Annotated in this window: 19 protein-coding genes; 1 reads left to right on the top strand and 18 read right to left on the bottom strand. The window is 42.6% G+C overall.

Annotated elements, in window-relative coordinates; translation table 11 throughout:
• Nucleotides 1–10: 10 nt before the first annotated feature.
• The 9 genes from PAENI_RS27500 to PAENI_RS27460 form a co-directional block, all read right to left on the bottom strand.
• Nucleotides 11–583 carry a TetR/AcrR family transcriptional regulator gene (locus PAENI_RS27500; RefSeq protein WP_149647448.1) on the bottom strand — a complete coding sequence of 191 codons (573 nt, stop codon included), beginning with the start codon at nucleotides 581–583 and terminating at the stop codon, nucleotides 11–13.
• 1 nt (nucleotide 584) lies between these two features.
• Entirely contained in the window at nucleotides 585–1,301 is a 717-nt protein-coding gene (locus PAENI_RS27495) for an MBL fold metallo-hydrolase (protein WP_149647553.1), read from the bottom strand.
• Between the two features lie 83 nt (nucleotides 1,302–1,384).
• On the bottom strand, nucleotides 1,385–1,852 hold the full coding sequence (locus tag PAENI_RS27490) for a DUF6773 family protein (RefSeq protein ID WP_149647447.1): 468 nt from the start codon (nucleotides 1,850–1,852) through the stop codon (nucleotides 1,385–1,387).
• A gap of 2 nt (nucleotides 1,853–1,854) precedes the next feature.
• Nucleotides 1,855–2,034 carry a helix-turn-helix transcriptional regulator gene (locus tag PAENI_RS27485; RefSeq protein ID WP_042132222.1) on the bottom strand — a complete coding sequence of 60 codons (180 nt, stop codon included), beginning with the start codon at nucleotides 2,032–2,034 and terminating at the stop codon, nucleotides 1,855–1,857.
• Nucleotides 2,035–2,274: 240 nt separating this feature from the next.
• On the bottom strand, nucleotides 2,275–2,877 hold the full coding sequence (locus PAENI_RS27480) for a nitroreductase family protein (protein ID WP_149647446.1): 603 nt from the start codon (nucleotides 2,875–2,877) through the stop codon (nucleotides 2,275–2,277).
• Nucleotides 2,878–2,997: 120 nt separating this feature from the next.
• Nucleotides 2,998–3,774 carry a phosphate ABC transporter ATP-binding protein PstB gene (gene pstB, locus PAENI_RS27475; protein ID WP_042188599.1) on the bottom strand — a complete coding sequence of 259 codons (777 nt, stop codon included), beginning with the start codon at nucleotides 3,772–3,774 and terminating at the stop codon, nucleotides 2,998–3,000.
• A gap of 39 nt (nucleotides 3,775–3,813) precedes the next feature.
• Nucleotides 3,814–4,710, bottom strand: a complete 897-nt coding sequence (gene pstA, locus PAENI_RS27470) for a phosphate ABC transporter permease PstA (RefSeq protein WP_042128135.1) — start codon at nucleotides 4,708–4,710, stop codon at nucleotides 3,814–3,816.
• On the bottom strand, nucleotides 4,707–5,609 hold the full coding sequence (gene pstC, locus PAENI_RS27465) for a phosphate ABC transporter permease subunit PstC (protein ID WP_149647445.1): 903 nt from the start codon (nucleotides 5,607–5,609) through the stop codon (nucleotides 4,707–4,709). Before pstC ends, pstA begins: the two co-directional genes overlap by 4 nt.
• Before the next feature lie 91 nt (nucleotides 5,610–5,700).
• The gene (locus PAENI_RS27460) at nucleotides 5,701–6,633 is read right to left on the bottom strand and encodes a phosphate ABC transporter substrate-binding protein (protein ID WP_042132223.1); all 933 of its coding nucleotides are present in this window, start codon (nucleotides 6,631–6,633) and stop codon (nucleotides 5,701–5,703) included.
• 332 nt (nucleotides 6,634–6,965) lie between these two features.
• Here PAENI_RS27460 and PAENI_RS27455 point away from each other — a divergent pair, with 332 nt between their 5' ends.
• Nucleotides 6,966–7,850, top strand: a complete 885-nt coding sequence (locus tag PAENI_RS27455) for a LysR family transcriptional regulator (protein WP_149647444.1) — start codon at nucleotides 6,966–6,968, stop codon at nucleotides 7,848–7,850.
• A gap of 65 nt (nucleotides 7,851–7,915) precedes the next feature.
• Here the strand turns inward: PAENI_RS27455 and PAENI_RS27450 are convergent, their stop codons facing one another.
• From PAENI_RS27450 to PAENI_RS27410, 9 genes are all read right to left on the bottom strand, one after another.
• The gene (locus PAENI_RS27450; protein ID WP_149647443.1) at nucleotides 7,916–8,905 is read right to left on the bottom strand and encodes a substrate-binding domain-containing protein; all 990 of its coding nucleotides are present in this window, start codon (nucleotides 8,903–8,905) and stop codon (nucleotides 7,916–7,918) included.
• Nucleotides 8,902–10,686, bottom strand: a complete 1,785-nt coding sequence (locus PAENI_RS27445; RefSeq protein WP_149647442.1) for a cache domain-containing sensor histidine kinase — start codon at nucleotides 10,684–10,686, stop codon at nucleotides 8,902–8,904. The genes PAENI_RS27450 and PAENI_RS27445 overlap by 4 nt, the downstream gene beginning before the upstream one ends.
• The gene (locus PAENI_RS27440) at nucleotides 10,683–12,293 is read right to left on the bottom strand and encodes a response regulator (protein WP_149647441.1); all 1,611 of its coding nucleotides are present in this window, start codon (nucleotides 12,291–12,293) and stop codon (nucleotides 10,683–10,685) included. Before PAENI_RS27440 ends, PAENI_RS27445 begins: the two co-directional genes overlap by 4 nt.
• A 113-nt stretch (nucleotides 12,294–12,406) precedes the next feature.
• A complete protein-coding gene (locus PAENI_RS27435; protein ID WP_060623448.1) occupies nucleotides 12,407–13,387 on the bottom strand; it encodes an ABC transporter substrate-binding protein in 981 nt (326 codons plus the stop codon).
• Nucleotides 13,388–13,447: 60 nt separating this feature from the next.
• A complete protein-coding gene (locus PAENI_RS27430) occupies nucleotides 13,448–14,440 on the bottom strand; it encodes an ABC transporter permease (protein WP_076283610.1) in 993 nt (330 codons plus the stop codon).
• A gap of 32 nt (nucleotides 14,441–14,472) precedes the next feature.
• Nucleotides 14,473–15,972 carry a sugar ABC transporter ATP-binding protein gene (locus PAENI_RS27425; protein ID WP_149647440.1) on the bottom strand — a complete coding sequence of 500 codons (1,500 nt, stop codon included), beginning with the start codon at nucleotides 15,970–15,972 and terminating at the stop codon, nucleotides 14,473–14,475.
• A 241-nt stretch (nucleotides 15,973–16,213) separates the two neighbouring features.
• Entirely contained in the window at nucleotides 16,214–17,059 is an 846-nt protein-coding gene (locus PAENI_RS27420; RefSeq protein WP_149647439.1) for a class I SAM-dependent methyltransferase, read from the bottom strand.
• A 32-nt stretch (nucleotides 17,060–17,091) separates the two neighbouring features.
• Nucleotides 17,092–18,006, bottom strand: a complete 915-nt coding sequence (locus tag PAENI_RS27415) for a DMT family transporter (RefSeq protein ID WP_188114710.1) — start codon at nucleotides 18,004–18,006, stop codon at nucleotides 17,092–17,094.
• Nucleotides 18,007–18,147: 141 nt separating this feature from the next.
• Nucleotides 18,148–19,284 (bottom strand): zinc-dependent alcohol dehydrogenase, encoded by a 1,137-nt coding sequence (locus PAENI_RS27410; RefSeq protein ID WP_076283791.1) that lies wholly within the window; start codon nucleotides 19,282–19,284, stop codon nucleotides 18,148–18,150.
• Nucleotides 19,285–19,357: the final 73 nt, after the last annotated feature.

The following is a 19,357-nucleotide window of genomic DNA, read 5'->3' as shown; positions in this document are numbered from 1 at the left end:
ATATACTCCATTATTTAGACTTCATATTTCCGATCCCAGCAATATAAGTACTGATGAGCCGAGATAGGCTTACATTCGTATCAAGCGCCATTCCAAAACCGCCCTTTTGTTCCAAAGAGGCAAAGCCATGCAGAATGCTTCGTAACCCGCGTACTGCATGAATTTCTCCTTCCTCACCCAATTGATAATCCTTCATCACATGAATGATAAGCTTCAAAATATGATCACTTGCCGTTTCCAGCTCCGTATTTGCCTGTTCAGGGGCTCGCAACGTTGTCTCGTATAATCCAGATCTGCTTCTAGCAAAGTCCACATACGCTCGCCCCATCGCCTGTACAGCGGCGTCTCCACTAAAGCCTTTAGCTGCGTTGTTCATTGCATCGGAAAGCTCCCCTAGTCCATAAATTGCAAGTTGTGTGCGCAATTCCTGTAGCCCGTTAATGTGATTGTATAAAGACGGAGAACGAACACCTAATTTGTTAGCCAATGCGGCTAAGGTTACGGCCTCTATCCCTTCATGATCGGCGATTTCTGCTGCTGCAATAACTAGCGTACGACGATCTAATCCTGCTCTAGGTGACATTTTAATTACTCCTATCTTGAATCATTTGTGCTTTGTGAATAGCTTTCTCCATGGTTTGTACTGGGTTTCTAAGTAAGTCTCCATGTCCAGTAGCCAGTATAGTCGGGGAAGCCTCTAGAAGCTTAATTGCACTTTTTAATGCTTGATCTTTACTCCAGGTTGCCAGAGCCGGAAACGGAAACCAAGGAATTACGGTTCCTGAAACTGCGGTTCCCCGGAAGGTTTGAAAAGCATCTCCAACGATAACAGCGCCGCTTCGTGAATCAATGAAAGACATAGATCCAGGGGTATGACCAGGAGTTAGAATTGCTGTTAATGAACCAATGGTATCTCCATCATAGAGCAATACATCTGGTCTCGTTGTTACCTTCTTGGGCACGCCTCCCTTTATAGGAGTCTGAGGTTCTCCCTCACGAAGTGAACGATCTCCACTAAGCAATGCTGCATCCCTTTCTGAAATGTACACCTGAGCCTCTGGAAGCTGTCTCTTTAGCTCATCCAGTGCACCTATATGATCATCATGAGCATGCGTCAATATAATACGAGTGATCTTTTTATCAAGCTTCACTGCGGTATCTATAATTCCTTTTACACTGAACGGCATTGCCGCATCTATCAAAGTCAACTCATTTTCTTCCTCAATGATGTAACAATTCACAGGAAACACTCTTGGCATCCAAGTTAGCTGTAATAAATGACCTTCACGCGTTACTCTCATCATTACCCCTCCATAAAACTAATGGTATTAGCTTAAATATAAACTAATCATATTAGTTTTACAAGAGTGAATTATTAGTTTTCTTAACCATCTAGACTTTTGTCCGCATTTTTATTAGATCTTTTAATAATGAACCACTGAATCCATGTTATCCCAACGAAAAATATAACGGAACCCACAAGGGTGCTCATGATACTTTTAGCAATATCCAACTCCCCGGCTTTTCTAAAATCAGATAGGAACATTAAAGCGGCCCATATTAACGTACTGACAGCTCCCCCAATTAAATTGATTTTCTTATACCGTCTTACATCGCCTTCTTTACTCGGTAACAGATATATTCCATTTTTGACGGAACGAACAGTTATATACAAACACCCTGCCATCACAATCACAAACGTATCTAACCAATACTTAATGTCCCATTGCAGAATAAACACTTTTACCAAAAGACTAACCATAAAGCCCACGACCACAATCATAAAACCATGCGTACTAAACTTCTGAATTTCACTGATAATCCGCTCATCCTTAATCCTTGTCCTGCTCACCCTTATTCCTCCCAAAAAATATCGTTTAAAGATCGATCCAATGCCTTGCAGATAGCTATGCACAACTTAAGCGTTGGGTTATAGTTCCCGGCTTCAATCAGACCAATCGTCTGTCTTGTAACCCCTACAACTTCCGCTAACTGTTCTTGGGAAAGATCTTTTTGTATACGTGCCAGTTTCATCTTGATGTTCTTGTTCTCCCCCACGCTTTTCCCTCCTTATTTAAATTCATCCACATAACCAAATTGTAATCAATATCATTCATTATGTACATTATATATTGCTATAAACATTTAACGCGATTTTGCTATCCGACCATACGACATTAGGAGCTTGAACTTACAACAAAAAAGCACCCCTTCGGATGCTTCGGATATATATTCTTTTAATATTCATTATTCAAATACCGTAAAACCTTCTACTTATTCCACTACATCGTTCTCTGGATAGCTATCAATGATCTTCAATAGTTCAGAAGCATCCGTGCGTGGACGGCTGTCTGGCACAGTCTCCGGGTATCCGGCATGGATCATAGCTATGATCTTCTCTCCTGGCTTCACACCAATTTTGTTACGGAATTCAGGATTATTGATATAAGGATCGGTCTTCCAAATCGTTCCCACGCCTTGCTCCCAAGCTGCTAGCTGGAAGTTCTGCACAAGTGCTGACACTCCTGCAAAATCCTCATCCCACTCTCTCTGCCGAGGATCCTCAGGCATCACCACAATTAACGTTAAAGGAATATTTGAGATATATTCTTTTCGCTTAGCAGCCACTTCAGGATCAGAAAAAGCACGTTTCACGAAAGCAAATGCCGCTTCAGCCAAGAACTTTGTACCATCACCTTGAAAAGCAATAAATCTCCACGGCTCACGCACCCCATGATTCGGCGCCCATACAGCTACATTTAACAATTCCTCTAAGAGACCTTGTGGCAGTGGATCTTTTTTAAAAAGCTTAATAGAGCGTCTTTCTCTTATTACTTCAGCTACGCTATTCTTTTGAGTCGGTTGAGTTTGTGTCATGAGATCCACTCCCTATAGTAATAATGATAATCATTATCATTAATGATACAGTATCTATCTGCCTTTTGCAAATAATAGAAACAAAAAACACCGTTCCCTAAGGAACGATGTTGAATGGCTTCAGCCGAAACGACCCATGATATATTCTTGTGTCATTTGATTCTCAGGATTAGTAAAGACCTTATCCGTCTTATCGTATTCTATAAGGGATCCCAGATAGAAGTAAGCCGTATAATCAGAAATCCGTGCAGCTTGCTGCATGTTGTGTGTCACGATTACTATGCGTAGCTCTTCTTTTAACTCCTTGATGAGCTCCTCTACTTTACCAGTGGAAACCGGATCTAGTGCAGATGCTGGTTCGTCCAAGAGTAGAATTTGTGGGTTAACTGACAACGCTCTTGCAATACAAAGGCGCTGCTGTTGTCCACCGGACAAAGCTAATGCTGAATCTTTTAACCGGTCCTTCACTTCATCCCACAATGCTGCTTTACGAAGGCTGCTCTCTACAATCTCATCGAGTGCTTTTTTTCCTTTTACCCCATGGTACTTCGGTCCAAAGGCGATGTTATCATAAATGGATTTATAGAACGGATTGGGCTTTTGCCAAACCATACCGATCTTCTGACGCAGTTTGATAACGTCTGTGCCAGGAGCATTAATATCAACGCCATCAATCCAGATGCTTCCTTTGGTTGTTGATCCGGAGATTTCGTCATTCATACGGTTCAGTGAACGAAGAAAGGTTGATTTACCACAGCCGGATGGGCCGATCAGTGCAGTAACCGTATTTTCAGCAAAAGGAAGACTAATCCCCTTTACTGCCTCATATGTTCCATAAAAAATACTCAGGTCCTCGGTTTGAAAAGATTCACGCACTGCTGTTGCCGACGTTCCCATCGATTACTCCTCCTACATCTCTACTTTAGTTTTTAGGAATTAGTTCATTCTTTTTGAAGCTGTAAGCTTACGATAAATAAATCTACCGAAATAACGTGCTGCCAAGTTGAAGATCAACACCATAATAACAAGTACTGCTGAAGCTCCCGCAGCAATTTGCGCGGCATCAGGAGCAAGGCCTTCACTATTTACCTTCCAGATATGAACAGCCAGTGTTTCAGCTGGACGGAAAGGATTCAGTGGTGAGTTCGGACTAAGTGGATTCCAGTTAGTGAAATCTAGTCTTGGGCTACTCATTCCTGCAGTGAACATCAACGCGGCTGCTTCCCCAAAGACACGGCCAGCAGACAAAATAGTACCCGTAATAATCGTTGGTAATGCTACTGGGAACAACACGGAGGTTACGATTTTCCACTTGGACAATCCTAGTGCAAAACCAGCCTCTTTTTGTTGCTTCGGAACACTACGGAAAGCTTGCTCCGTAATCCGAACCATCAGCGGTAGATTAAAGACCGTCAATGCCAGTGCTCCAGAGATTAAGGAAAAGCCAAGATTAAAATAGTTAACAATCAGCAATAGACCAAACAAGCCGACTACGATTGAAGGGAACGAAGATAATACCTCAACAATTAAGCGAATAAAGCCGGTGATTTTTCCCGGACGAGCATATTCAGCCATGTAAATACCGGCACCCAGTCCTAGAGGTACTGTAATTATTAGCGTGAGTACCAAAAGGAATAAGGAGTTGAATAGCTGAGGGCCAATTCCTCCACCTGCTCGAATTTTTTGCGGTGCAGAGAATAGAAAATCCCAACTAATGTGACTAAGACCCCGAAAGAGGATATATCCTAATAGACCAACCAGAATAGCTACGATGAGCAATGCGAAAAACACAATAAGGCTTGTGGCAATTTTATTTACGGTTCTCGGCTTCAAATTTTATTTCTCCTTTCAAGCAGTCTCACAAAGAAGACAAATACAAAGGTCATCAGCATAAGAACCAGTGCCATACTCCACAGAGCATTATTGTGCGCAGAGCCCATGGTTGTGTTCCCCATTCCAAGCGTGATTACACTCGTCAGGGTAGAAGCTGATTCAAAGAGTGATTTTGGTACGAATGGCGCATTCCCGATAACCATCTGTACAGCAAGGGCTTCACCGAATGCACGTGCCATCCCCAGTACAATACCAGTCATAATAGCAGGAAACGTTGTCGGAATAATCACTCGAGAGATCGTCTGCCACCGGGTGGCACCAAGCGCATAGGAGGATTCCTTTAAATTTTGCGGCAATGAAGCCAGCGCGTCTGTAGCCACGCTTGTAATCGTCGGAAGAATCATGACCGAGAGCACAAGCGCGCCTGCAGCTACCCCGATGCCTTGACCAGGCAGGTTGTTGCGTAGAAACGGTACAATAACACTTAATCCGATGAAACCATAAACAACTGAAGGGATACCTGCCAACAGCTCGATTACGGGCTGAAGCAATTTTTTACCCCATCCTGGGACAATCTCAGTCATGAACAGCGCAGCGCAAAGGCTAAGTGGACTAGCAATCAATGCTGCAAGTAGAGTAACTAAGAAGGATCCCGTGATAAACGGAAAAGCACCAAAGGATGGCGTATCTGCTTCAGGTGACCACTTTGTTCCGAATAGAAAATCAGTAACGCTAACATCACCACTTGTGAAAGTTGAAATACCTTTAGACGCTACAAAATATACCATCGATACAATGATTGTTATCAATAGCAGTACACAGAAGGACATATATGTACGTCCCACAAAATCTTCAATATGATGTTTCTCGATGCGTGAGTTCTTTAGTTTCACCCTCAATTGCTCCCTCTTTCTAAAGTGAAAAGAGAGGCAGATGTATCCGCCTCTAATCACTTGAGATTCTAATCCTTACAAATTACTTAGAAGTGAATTACTTGGCTGTAACATTTCCTGCAACGTCACGAGTAACTTGCATTTTTACTGCTGGAATGTATCCAAGCTCAACGACTTCACCTGTTTGTACTTCGTCTGTCAAGAAAAAGTCAAGGAATGCTTTTACTGTTTCATTTGGTTCGCCGTTTGTGTACATGTGCTCGTAAGCCCATACTGGATATTTACCAGAAATAACATTGTCTACAGATGCTTCTACACCATCAAGGCTAAGTGTTTTGATTGAATCATCAAGGTATGAAAGAGCCAGATAACCGATAGCCCCTGGAGTTTCTCCGATCATTTTCTTAACAGTACCGGAGGAGTCTTCTTGAATCGATCCTGGGATATCTTCAGTTTTAGTTCCAAGTGCAAAGCTTTCAAAGGTTGCGCGAGTACCGGAGCTGCCTGGACGGTTGATGATTTGGATTTTTTGATCCGCTCCGCCAACTTCTTTAAAGTTTGTAACTTTTCCTGTGAAAATATCGATAAGTTGTTGCTTAGTCAAGCTGTCTACACCAGCATCCGGATGAGTTACTGCTGCGATCGCTACTACTGCTACTTGATGATCTACAAGAGCTGCTGCTTTTTCTGCATCTGCATCTTTTAGTTTTTCTTCTGCGAATACGTCAGAGTTACCGATATCTACTTGTTTCTCAGCTACTTGAGTAAGACCAGTACCACTGCCGCCGCCTTGAACTTGAATGTCCACACCAGCATTTTTATCCATGAAATTCTCGGCTACCAGCTCAACCAATGGTTGTAATGCTGTTGAACCTGAAGCTAGAATCGAACCACTTATTTTAGCGCCGCTACCTTCATTTGTAGCTGCAGCGTTTCCTCCCGTGTTGTTTGCCCCACCATTACCGCAAGCTGAAAGTGCTAGTACGCTTGTTAAAGCCAAAGTCATAACCCAAGATTTTTTGAATTGCATTGTTTTGTCTCCTCCTAAATGTTTTGTTAGCACGGCTTCCTCATACAGTTCATACGGAACTGGCTTCGCAAGCTTTAACATGGTGTTGTGGAGCTTTGGCCCCCATATGCTTGTTTACTGTAAAAGTGCATTGTACGCATATGTTATTGTTGTTGTCCGGAGCTTCTTGGCCCCTCTGACTCTTCTTATTCTAGAGCTCGTTCGTTAGAGAAACTTCTTAACTTTGTAAAGCCAACGATAAAAATACCAATAGAAACTATATATATGTATAGATTTAATCTATAATGGAGATATAATTTGTTATCCAACTTATCATTGTACGGAGGAAAGTCATGAATATTATGAAGTTAAAGATCGTTATCCTACTTGAAAAATATAAGAAAGTAACCGATGTAGCTGCTGAATTAGGCCTTAAACAACCCACAGTATCTTTTCATATGAAGAATCTAGAGAATGAATTTGGAACGCCTTTATTCCAATATCGAAGTGGAAGAGTACTGCTCACAGATGCGGGTCGGGCCCTTTATCAATATGCGCTCAAGATTGTCTCACTTACAGCCGAAGCTGAACGTACTGTTAAACAGTTTTCTTCACCAACACAAGGTACTTTAAAGCTGGAAGCAAGTTATATACCTGCAACTTATATTTTACCTAAAGCGCTAATCCAATTCATGAAACAATATCCTGGGATTAATAATTCAATGACGATCCAAAGTGATACTTTGTTAAAGGAACGACTCCGAAGCCGAGAAATTCAAATGGCTATTTTACACACTTCTGATTGGCATGATGAATCCTTTAACTTTCAGCTGGTTGTCCGCGACGAGCCTGTGCTCATTTTTGCCCCTAGTCACCCTTTTGCAACTATAGAGAAGTTAACACCAGAACAGATCGCGCTTGAGCCTTGGATTCAGTATGAGGGTGGTTCTTGTTTACGGGGATTTGCGGATCAATGGTCAGAAATAAATCATATTCGCTTGTGGAACCGATCCGAGTTGAATTCACCTGAAACTCTAAAGAAGTTAGTTAGCGAGGGAGATGGCGTAGGCATTTGTTCTAAAGTTAGCATTGAAGCAGAACTTGCGTTAGGTCGTCTTTGTTATGCTCCTCTACCGGGAGTTTTGCCTGAGAGCGGTGGTTTTGTACTGGCTTGGCGAAAAGATCATATATTAACACCGTTGCAGCAATCTTTTGCCGATATATTAAACAACAACTAATAGGTCCTTTTATTTTATAAAAGGGAGCGCCCAAAACCAAAATGGTTTTGAGCGCTCTTATTTGCTTATTCTATAAAGGGAAACATTAACTTTTCATTCTCACTTGTGTACATATTTTCCTTCGTAATGAATTCGGAGCCTGTATCCATAACAGGAGCTACTTTGTGACCTGAAACGACTTCAAGTGCAGTTTTCACAGCCAAGTACCCCATAGTAAAAGGTTTTTGAATCACCGTTCCCAGCATCGTTTCGTTCTCCAGCAACTGAACCTCACTACTGGAATTGTCGAACCCAACCAGCTTCACTTTTGATTTTAAGCCCATATCCATAATTGCCAGTCCCGCACCTAATGTAGAGGGCTCATTTAAGCCAATGATTCCCTTTAGTTGTGGCTGATTCTTTAGAAGATCAACAGTTAATTGATATGCCTTCTTCGAAGATCCGTTACTGTAAAGGGTATCCTGCACAAGATTAACTCCATTCTGAGATAAAGCATCCCGAACCCCTTTCTCCCTCTCGATAGCTGTAGCGGAGCCTGGTACAAAATTCATAATGGCGACTTGATCGTCGCTTTGAATATTTTCAATCAACTTCTGCGCTGCTTTACGGCCTGCTTCATAATTATCTGTAGCAATAAAGCTCTCCGATACACCGCCGTTCAGTCCCGAGTCCACCGTAATAAGAGTGATACCAGCCGCCTTAATCTGCTCAGCAACCGGAACGAGACGATAATAGTCGGTAGCAGCTAAAATAATGGCATCGGGCTTCTCCTCAATCGCCTGTTCCAGTAATTGAATCTGCTTATCTACATCTAGCTCGGTATCTGTTCCTACCGTATGGACATCTGCACCGAATTCCTTGGCAGCAGTCGCCACTCCTTGTTTCATTACCTCCCAGAATTCAATACTGGTATCGATAGTCTTAGGAACGTAGATAATGGTTCTGACCTTTGGATCAAGATCGTTCATAAACATACGATAACCTACCCACCCAAGCACTACAATGAAGATTACCAGTAGAGCAGACAAGCCTATTTTCGACCATAGTGAGCTCATGGATTCTCCCCCTCATAGAGCGCAGGAATTCTTAAAGTGACCGTCGTCCCTTCTTCCATTTCACTCGTAAAAGACAACCCGTAATGGTCACCGAAATATAGCTGAATGCGATGGTTCACATTTGCGACGCCAACCCCACTGCCATTCCTGTAATCTGCCTTTTGAAGCAATAACTTGTTCATCTGCTCTGGATTCATACCAACACCATTATCTATAACCTGAAAGGTAATATCGTTTTGCTCTTTTTTACCTCTAATCAGGATGTGCCCTTGCTCAGGATTATGCTTTATCCCATGATAAATCGCATTTTCAACTAAGGGTTGAAGGACCAATTTCAATATACTACATTTAAGAATGTCTTCATCCACTTCTATCGAATATGTGAATTTATGGCGATAGCGCATATTCTGAATCGTTAGATAGTGTCGAATATGTTCTAATTCTCTTGCGATCGGAATCAATTCCTCGCCCTCACCAATCGTAGAACGCATCAGCTTCGATAATGATGAGGTCATTTCGACCACCTCCTCCATCTTACCGGTCTCTGCCATCCAGATGATCGAGTCTAGCGTATTGTACAAAAAGTGGGGCTTAATCTGTGCTTGTAATGCCTTCAACTCACTCACACGTTTCATCTCTTGCTCCATCACAATCTGGCTCATTAATTCTTTAATCTTCATGATCATCAGATTAAATGTTCGGGCAAGCTTGCCAATTTCGTTCGTGCTCTCAATTTCCACACGAATGTCGAACTCTCCGCGTTCAGCTTTTTTCATGTTTATTTCTAGATTCTTAAGTGGCTTAGTTAGTGCGTACGAAAGAAGCACAGATATAGCCATGGCAAAGATGAGACTTACAGCTCCCCACAAGGCAGCTGTACCTTGCATCTGCTGTTTGTTAGCAACCAGGTCATCCGGATAGGTCACCCCCACAATCTTCCAACCAAAGCTGGTTGTATCCACCGTGTACAGCTTCTGTTCGTTCCCAGTGTTCACTGTAACCGACCCGCTTTTAATCCCAAGAACGGTTTCCAATTGCTCAAACTTAAGCTGCGAGTAGATCAGCTGCTGTTGAGGATGATAGACTAGGCTCCCTGACGGATCTACGATGAATACATAACCGCGTTTCCCTAGTTCGATTTGTTTGCACAAATTGTTAATAACGCTGTAATTAAGATCTACAAGTAGCACACCTTGTCGATCTGCTTCCATTTCTGAAAAGGTATCTGATAGCTTTCTACTGATCGACACTACCCATCGGTATTCATCCTGAAATAAGTGCTGCACATGTGAAGAGGAGACAGCCACTCCAGTCTGGTTCAAAGCTTGCTGATACCACTCTTGAGCAATCAACTCAGGAAGCGGTTTCAAAACCGCGTCCAGTCGATCTGAAACCGTTATACCCTCCGAGCTTGCATACACTATAGAAGAAATGTCGGTGCGGGATTGGACGACAGATCGAAGATATTGGCTGGCTAACTGCTTATCTTTGACTTTCCCTTCTTGTCCCGAACTCGAACCTTTTACATATCTCTCAAGATCACTACTAGTTAATACCAAAGCAGCAATACTCTCCATGTTGCTAATATAATTCTCGATGTTCAGTTTTACTTGTTCTATTAATTGTGAAGTATAGGCTACGGAATTCCCCATGACGGCAGCTGAGGAGAGTCGGTATGAAGTATAGCTCAGAACTATAGTTGTGCAGAGAATAAGAAGGGAAAAAGAAATAGCGATATTATTATGAATACTTCGACTCCGGAAGAAGCGATGAGGGTTCATAGAAGGAGATTCTCCTTCTGTCGCTGTCGATACTCCTTCGGTGTGATCCCAACATTACGTTTGAAAATCACACTAAAGTACTGAGGATCAGCATAGCCAACTCTAGCAGCGATGTCATAAGTCTTCAACTGTGTGACGGTAAGGAGCTCTTTAGCTTTTTCCAAACGGAGACGAGTCAAATACTCAATAAAAGTCTCTCCAGTATGCTGTTTAAAAGTCGCACTGAAATAACTGATGCTCATAAAAATATGGCTGCACAGCTCATTAAGTGAAAAGCTGTCATTACAATAATTCTCCCGAATATAAGCTTCTGCTGCTTTCATCTGAGAGGTTCTGACGGTTGTTCTTTGTTCCGATAGCTTGAGTATCAACTCATGGCAAGTTCTCTCCAAATAATTCCTAGCTTCATCTAAAGTCTTAAGGGCTGCAACCTCAGCAAACATATTATGCGAAACAAGCTCTGTATTTGGGAATCCTATATCGACTACATAGTTCATTAGAGAAACGAGCATTTGGTAGATGCTACTGCGGCAGTCTTCTATAGAAGAGCTATTGCTCTTTAGCTCCTGAAACCATTTTGAGAGGACCTCCGAGATCGCTGATGCTTTACCTGTCTTCAACGCGGATATGAATTGCTTTTCCCATGAAGAGAAATGTGCTTGATCCAATCCTTTGCCGAACTCAAGGTCCTGTATGGAGATAACCTTATCTATGCCTAAAAGATATCGGTATTCTATGGATGAAATCGCTTCCTGGAATGATTGTGGAATTTGCTGTAAATCAGCGTATTTTCTACCGATTCCGATGGTAGCCGTCAGCTTCAAGTACTTGTTCAGGCTGGTTTGTACTTGATCTGCAAGAAGTTGTGTTGTGACTTCGATCTCTTCGGAATCCCCTGATAATATCGCAGCGAATTTCCCATCTCTCGTCTGAAATACGACACCGCCCTGCTCCTTCTCAAGTTGCTCCTGCACAATGTTAAAAGCAGCAAAGCGCAGTAGCTCAGCATCAGAAGCAATATCCAGGCTACGATTGTCCATTTCTATATCGATTACGATTGCAAGGTTAGCCTCACCCTGCAGCTGTATATGAAAATAATTCATTTTATTCTCGATCTCGTCGTTTTTCATACGAGTAGTAACAAGCTTCTCCAGAAAACGTTCGCGAAGCAAAGGAAAGCTCTGATTTAATTGCATACGAAGCTTAGCGATATTGGCCTTTTGTAAATGCTCTTCATCCAAATCCTGCTTCATCTTGCTTAGATATTCGGCAAACTCACGAGCATTAATTGGTTTTAACAAATATTCCGTCACCTTCAAGGTTATAGCCTGTTTAGCGTATTCGAAGTCTTCATAACCAGTTACGATAATGACCTTCACGTCCCGGTATCGTTCCATTACAGCTTTAGCCAATCCTAGTCCATCCATAAAGGGCATGCAAATATCTGTCATAATCACATCCGGTCGATACTGCTCGACTGCATCAAGGGCATCTCTGCCGTTATCGAAATCTCCAACAAGTTCAAAACCATGATTATTCCATGCTATCTTCTGTTTAATCCCCTCACGAACCTCGTCTTCATCATCAACTAGAATAATCTTATACATCCAACACCTCCTCAGCTATTGACTCAACGAGTGCATGTAATGTAAATGTTTACCTTTTGGGATAAGCATAATAGAGGTTGCCTTCTTGAGGCAACCTCTATTATTAATCTCTTCTATTCGTACAGCAGAGGTTTGATCTCATCGGAATCTATATTGTTCTTATCGTACCAGTGAAACCCGGTATCAATATTCTTTTCTACGGTTTCCCCTTTAATCGCCTGCACAGCTGCCTTCACCGCTTGATACCCAATACCAATGGGGTCCTGTGTAACAGCGCCAGCTACAACACCACTACGAATAGCATCCATTAACTGTTTACCTGAGTCAAAGCCGATAACCACAATCTTACCACCCATCTGTAATTCATTTACTGCATTAGCTACTCCTACTGCAGATCCTTCGTTTGAGCCATAGATTCCTTTAAGGTCCGGATTGGCTTGCATCATCGCTTTTGCAAGATCCGTGGACTTCAACTGATCTCCGCCGCCATATTGCGGCTCTAACACTTCAATATCTGGATATTTCGCTTTCATTTGTTCTAAGAAGCCATCTCGACGCTGTTGACCTGTGCTGCTTGTTTGGTCATGTACAACTAAACCTACTTTACCCTTTTTGCCGATCAACTCAGCCATTTTATCAGCTGCCAAAGCTGCTGCCGCTTTATTGTCAGTCGCTGCGGTTGCTACAGGAATATCGCTATCTACACCAGAGTCAAAGCCAATGATTGGAATATTGTTTTCCTTTGCCTTTTCCAGATATGGAATCGCTGCTTTGCTGTCGAGAGCTGCTAACGCGATTGCTGCTGGTTTCTTATCTAGCGCCGTCTGCAGCATCTCAATTTGTTTATCTACCTGACTCTCATTTTCAGGTCCTTCAAACGTAATCTCGACATTAAACTCCTTAGCTGCCTTCTCGGCTCCTTGCTTCACCGCTTGCCAGAATTGATGCTGGAAGCCTTTTGAAATGACTGGGATATATGGTTTGTCTGAACCGGATGCACTCTTTTTGCTATCACTGTTGTTACAAGCACCAAGTAAGGTAGTAGCCAGTAATAAACTGGCAAGCATGATAATCCCTCTTCGACGTTGTTTCATTTAAATCTTCCCCCTCGTCATTTGCTTTATATATCACTCCGTATGGAGATAATACCTCGTTCATTGCTTCCGTCTGCGAAGAATATCAGCATACACTGCTATGATGATGACAACACCGACAATGACTGTCCGCCATTCCTGAGCAACGGACATAATCTGTAAGCCATTCGTCAGTACACTCATAATCAGTGCACCAATAATTGTACCTAGAATGGAACCTACGCCCCCGCTTAAAGATGTGCCTCCAATGACAACAGCCGCTATAGCTTCAAGTTCATAACCAGTGCCAAGTGATGGCTGGGCTGAATTTAGCCGTGATGCCATCAGGATACCAGCGATTCCGCTGAAAATCCCTGTGATGGTATAGATCACAATCTTCCATTTGACTGTATTCACACCTGATAAGCGAGTTGCTTCTTCATTGCTGCCAAGTGCAAAGTTATAGCGTCCAATAATGGTCTTCGATAAGATGATGCTTGCGATAACACCGAGCAATAGGAAGATTACGATGGTGTTAGGAATGCCTGGGATCATCTTGCCCATTGCAATCTTGGCAAAAATCGGATCATCATTGAAATAAATCGGCTTGGCACCCGTTATGACAAGTGATAATCCTTTAGTGACCATCATAATCGCCAGAGTAGCAATGAAAGGAGGAATATTCATTTTCGCCACCATTAAACCACTTATAAAACCGCATAGTGCACCAGCTAGAATCCCGCCTACAATTCCGAGTGGAACAGGTAGGCCCCAGAATGTAATGATGACGCCAACCATCACCGAGGAGAAGGTCATCACAGTACCCAAAGCAAGGTCGATCCCGCCCGTAATAATTACAAAGGTTGCACCCAGCGCTAATACCCCAATTACAGCTGTCGAGACGAGGATTCCAACTAGGTTAGAAAACTGAAAAAAGTTACTTGATGCTACGGAAAATACGATAACCAGAATGATCAAACTTGCGAATGCTAGTAATTTTTGTTTAAACCCTGATTGCGCCCCGGTTTGCTTCGAGCTGATAGGCTGGCTAATCCCTTTATCTGCGATCTTCATGACCTTGACACCTCCGATAAACTCTTGAACGATTATGAACGCATCGTCGCATATTTCATTATCGCTTCTTGCGATGCTTCTTCTGCGAGTAGTTCACCAGTTATACGTCCTTCACACATGACAATAATGCGATGGCTCATTCTTAGAATCTCTGGGAGATCTGAAGAGACTATAATGATCGCTTTTCCCTCACCTGCTAGCTGATCAAGCAACTTATAGATCTCACTTTTCGCTCCTACATCAATACCACGTGTTGGCTCGTCGAAGATCAACACATCGCAATCTCTCGTTAACCATTTCCCGATAACTACTTTTTGCTGATTCCCACCGGATAAGAATTTGACTTTTTGACTTACACTTGGAGTCTTGGTTGCTAGTGCTTCCGCATGCTGCTCCGCGGACTTTCGCATCTCCCGATCCCTCATCCATCCGAAAACATTACGGAATTTATAGAAGGAAGCAATTGCATTATTCATGCTAATGTCCATATCTACAAGCAGCCCGTAGCGTTTGCGATCTTCGGACAAATAGCCAATTCCATGCTGCACCGCTTGGTGAGGCTGTTTTATACGAACCGTATTTCCATGCAGCTTAATCTCACCCTTATCGATAGGATCAGCCCCAAATACGGCACGAACAACCTCAGTACGTCCAGCGCCCATTAATCCAGCGAAGCCCAGAATCTCACCTTTATTCAGATGAAAGCTGATATCCTTCAACATTTGCCCACTGGATAAGTTTCGAACCTCTAGTACGACTTGCTCTGTCTGTAACGAATGTGTTGGCTTCGACGTTTGATACAGTTCACGACCAACCATCATGCTAATAATCTGATCAATGGTTATTGAATCCGTCCGAACAGTATCCACGTAACAACCATCCCGCATGACTGTAATGCGGTCTGTGATCCGTTTCAACTCATCCATGCGGTGAGAGATGTATATAATACCTACACCTTTTTCTCGTAATTGCTCGATCATACGGAATAACTCGTTAATTTCCGTATCTGTCAACGCTGCAGTTGGTTCATCCATGATCAGTACCTCCGCATTGAAGGACAAAGCTTTTGCGATTTCAACCATTTGCTGATTAGCAACTGTCAGATCTGAGACCAAAGTCTTCGGATCTAATTTTAGATTCATCTGATCAAACAGTTCCTGCACCTTACGATTTAGCTCCAGATCATCAACGAACCATTTCAGTACCTTGCGCGGCTCACGACCAATAAATATATTTTGGGCCACTGTAAGATGCGGCATTAGATTCAGTTCCTGATGAATGATACTAATCCCGAGTTCCTGTGCAGCGCGAGTATTGGCAATCTCCACCTCAGATCCCTTGTACCACATATGACCCGCATCCTTGGAATAGACTCCTGTGGCAATCTTCATTAAGGTAGACTTTCCTGCGCCATTTTCACCGACTAAGGCATGCACTTCCCCACGCTTCAGCTCAAATTGACATTGATTCAATGCATGAACACCAGGAAAAAATTTATCAATCCCCGCCATTCGTAGTAATACTTCGTCCATTTCATATCCACCTCAAATCCTTTATGAATGCCTTTTTGTAAAGTAATCGCTTTCAAATTTTGAATGTAAAATTATTGTATTACCTATAAGTTTCCAATGTAATGGAATAATCTCCGTAAAAAAGTTTAAAATTTTATGTTTTGAAGCAAGCAAAAAAGACTACACCGTCCTTTTACGGACGAAGTAGCCTTTAGATAAGCTCATATGTGTATAACAGTTGGAATCCTTACATTCGAATTGCCTACAGGTTCTGACCCTTTCCAGCCACCAAGGTGAATGTCTTTGGTATTCCTTTATCATAAACATCCGAGGATAGATTGGGTTCTTCGATCAATTGGCGGATCACAAGTCCGGAACTGGCAGCAGCTGTTACAATTTCTCCAAGCGTCCAGCGGCGCCAATATACAACGCTATGTTCCTGTTCGTCTATTGGTTTGCCTGTGGAAGGCAAATACTTAGAGTACGAGACTTTTTTTTCTTCCAATGTCGTATCGAAATAGTCCCCGCTAACTTTGTGCTTACGAACCTTCGCTGTAGAACCCTTAGAGGATATAAGCTTAGTTGTCACAGGATGGAAATCACGTAGAACAAAAATCCCACCAGGAGAAAGTAAATGGCGGACGGTTTCCATAAACGGTGCTAGGTCGGTAAAGTAGTGTACAATTCCTAATTCAGCAAATACGATATCATATGAACCATCGAGCACGTGATCTGGCAGCTTAAGAACATCCGATACGATATAGTTAAGCTGAACACCTGCTTCTTGTGCGAGATCAGCTGCATAACGCGCATTAGCTTCTGAGAAGTCAGCAACAGTAACGTCCGCTCCAAGTAATGACAGCGCGACTGCCTTCATTCCGTTTGATCCCATGAGATTCATCATCTTTTTACCCTGTACATCTCCAAAATAAGAAGATAGCGGGTACAGCTTTTTACTTGGTTCCTTGATCAGCTTGGCTGCGGCCTCTGACGGTGTACCAAATCGAGCAACCCAAGCAGTGTACGTATCTTCATTCCACAGTTCCTCACTTGTTGGTCCGGTGCTTTTTCCAGCTTGCGTTTCTAAATTTTGATCTAGTTCTTCCATACCTTGCGACCCCTTTATGATTATAATATCTGTTATGAAGCATTCTGAATGGCTTCTGCCACTTGAATCGTTTTCTTTCTTCCAGTGTACAAATATACGCCAAGTCCAAACATAACCAAAAGTCCACCTGCCCATTGTAGCGCAGTTAATTGTTCACCCAAAAGCAGATAAGCGAGGATACTAGCTCCTACGGGTTCTCCTAAGATGTTCATAGATACCGTAGTTGCGGATACATACTGAAGCAGCCAATTAAATAAAATATGACCGAACACCGTAGGAACCACTGCTAGCAATAGGAAAATTCCCCACTCATTCGCGGGATAGTTGAAGAAGGAAATCCCCATAATCAGATTGTATATGGCAAACACGCCAGCCGCTGACAAGAACACTATCAAGCTATACAAATATGAAGGCATGCGCACGACAAGCTTTTGACCGATAAGCATATGCACAGCTACCGCGACTGTTCCTCCAACCGATAACAAATCACCTTTAAGATTATCTGCTGAGATACCAATATCTCCCCAGCCGATAAACACTACTCCGCCAATAGCAATACTCAGCCCCAGAATAGCAGACACAGCCGTTTTTTCCTTATACAAAAAATAAACGCCCAGCATAATAAACACTGGCTCCAGCGCCATGATCATTGTTGAACTAGCTACCGAAGTATACTTCAAAGAACCCATCCAAAGCAAAAAATGTAGAGCTAGCATAGTGCCTGAGAGCACTAGCATGATCCAGTCCTTTTTACGAAGAGCGAACGCTGCTCCGCTGTATGGTCTTGCAAAAGGCAACATCAGCAGCGAGGTGAACAACAGCCGATACATTCCTTGTATAGATGCTGGCGCTGCTGACCACTTAATAAAAATGGCGGAAAAAGAGATGGCCACAATCCCAATCAACATTAAAATCGGAATAGGAAGTGGCGGTTTTTTAAGCTTCACATGGTACGCGTCCTTTCACTATCTTAAGTCACTTATGTTAATTTAACGCAGACCGTGAAAAAATGCATCTATTTTCATTAGATTTCACTAAAAAAAGCATAAGCAATGTCATTTCTGACGAGAGCTCATGCTTCTTAAAGGCTAAGGTTTCAGAACCACCTTGATGCAATCCTCTTTTTTCTCACTAAAAATGTCATAGCCATGCTCCGCTTTGCTGATAGGCAAGCGATGTGTAATGATATCTGTGGGATCAAATTTATTCTCTTTAATCATCTTATAAAGCAAAGGCATATAGTGAATCACTGGAGCCTGTCCCATTTTTAAAGTAATGTTGCGTTCAAATAGATGACCCAAAGGGAACATATTGTAATTAAGCCCATAAACTCCTACAAGCTGAATAGTTCCGAATTTACGTACGATATCCGAGGCCATTCTAAATGCACTGAGTGAGCCTCCCTGTAGCTTCAGAGTGGTTTCCACTTTCTCCAAAGCAGATATTTTGGCGTCCAAACCTACACAGTCAATAACTACATCTGCGCCCCCATGTGTTATCTCCTTCAAATGAGCTTCAATATCCTTAATCTCTTCAAAGTTGTAAATTTCGACATTATTGGTCAGCTTCGCATGCTGCAGACGGTAGCCAATATGATCAACCGCAATGACTCTTGAGGCTCCTTTGATCCAGGCAAATTTCTGAGTAAGCAGTCCAACAGGCCCGCAGCCGAGAACAATGACTGTATCCCCTGGCTTCACTCCGCCGCTTTCGACTCCCCACCAAGCAGTAGGCACAATATCAGATAAGAAAAGAATTTTCTCATCTTCCATTTCTGCATCCTCAGGAACGACAAAAGGGCCGAAATTACCATAAGGAACCCGCAGTAATTCGGCTTGCCCTCCTGCAAAGCCCCCATAAGTATCGGAATAACCCAGATATCCGCCTGTATCCTTCGCGTCATTAGCATTGTCGCATTGACTCTCCATCTCATGCTGGCAGAAGTAGCACTGACCACAGGCTACATTAAAGGGAATAATGATCCGGTCGCCTTTCTTGACTTTAGTTACGTCTGGACCGGTCTCCTCAACAATCCCCATGGGCTCATGACCAATAACATAGTCATCATGCATACCTGGAATTTCACCGTTAAAAATGTGCAGATCTGAGCCACAAATCGCTGTAGAAGTAATTCGAACAATAATGTCATCCTTTTTTTCAATCTTCGGATCAGCAACCTCTTTAACTTTCACTTTCTTCTTCCCTTGGTAGGTTAATGCTTTCATGCTGTTAAGCCGCTCCTTTGAGTATAGCATAGGATAGAACGATAACGTGTCTTCTATGTTATAACCCATTACC

This window comes from Paenibacillus sp. B2(2019) (assembly GCF_008370385.1).
Classification (GTDB): Bacteria; Bacillota; Bacilli; order Paenibacillales; family Paenibacillaceae; genus Paenibacillus_AQ.
This window is presented reverse-complemented; position numbering and strand designations above follow the sequence as displayed.